This is a genomic window from Cupriavidus sp. GW821-FHT07C08 (assembly GCF_059419025.1).
On the sequence record NZ_JBWKQZ010000088.1, the window covers coordinates 1 to 925 of the forward strand.

The window sequence follows — 925 nt, forward strand, 5'->3', positions numbered from 1 at the left end:
GCGGTATTGATGGTAATACCGCGTGCCTTTTCTTCCGGCGCTGCGTCGATTTCGTCGTACTTCTTGGCGGCACCGCCGAACTTCGCAGCCAGCACCGTAGCGATCGCTGCCGTCAACGTGGTCTTGCCATGGTCAACGTGACCAATCGTGCCAACGTTCACGTGCGGCTTGGTCCGCTCGAACTTTTCCTTTGCCATTTCGCGACTCCTGTCTCGGTAGCGATATTGCCAGTGCGTGGTATTTGGTGCCCATGGGCAGGATCGAACTGCCGACCTCTCCCTTACCAAGGGAGTGCTCTACCACTGAGCCACATGGGCGAAACTTGACGTACTACTCTGACAGCAACCGCGCGACTGGAGCGGGTGAAGGGAATCGAACCCTCGTCGTAAGCTTGGAAGGCTTCTGCTCTACCATTGAGCTACACCCGCCCGGTTCTTTCCTGCTTCTTCACCGGCACTGCCGGCTGCTGTCTTGCATTCTGGTGGAGAGGGCTGGATTCGAACCAGCGTAGGCGTAAGCCAACAGATTTACAGTCTGCCCCCTTTAGCCACTCGGGCACCTCTCCGCAGAGAACTATTGATTATGGGGCTTCTCACCTTGCCTGTCAAGCACTTTCCGTTGCGGATACTGTACTTGGCCAGACCAGGGAAGGCGTTCCAGCGTGGCGCTTGAACCGCCTGATCGCTCCCACAAGCGCAGTTTAGATTTCTGCGTTCTCACCCTATAGGGGCTTTCCAGCGTGGCTCCTGGAGGCTCTGAGGCCGCCTGGCAGGGCCGCGAGGCCGCACGCGGCGGCGGCCGGAAAAGACAAAACCCCTCGCAGCACACGCTGTCGAGGGGTTTTGGGGATAAGAGCCTGGCGATGACCTACTTTCACACGGGTATCCGCACTATCATCGGCGCGGAGCTGTTTCACGGACCTGTT

At 58.5% G+C, this 925-nt stretch carries 1 protein-coding gene and 3 tRNA genes; all 4 read right to left on the minus strand.

Annotated features, from left to right (window positions below; translation table 11 throughout):
* Positions 1 to 197, minus strand: a 197-nt coding sequence (locus tag AC07UK_RS38805; RefSeq protein WP_458218910.1) for a GTP-binding protein, incomplete at its 3' end; no start/stop codon positions are given.
* Between the two features lie 45 nt (positions 198 to 242).
* Positions 243 to 317, minus strand: a tRNA-Thr gene (locus AC07UK_RS38810).
* A 37-nt stretch (positions 318 to 354) separates the two neighbouring features.
* Positions 355 to 428: transfer RNA gene (locus tag AC07UK_RS38815), tRNA-Gly, on the minus strand.
* A 51-nt stretch (positions 429 to 479) separates the two neighbouring features.
* A tRNA-Tyr gene (locus AC07UK_RS38820) sits at positions 480 to 565 on the minus strand.
* Positions 566 to 925 lie beyond the last annotated feature (360 nt).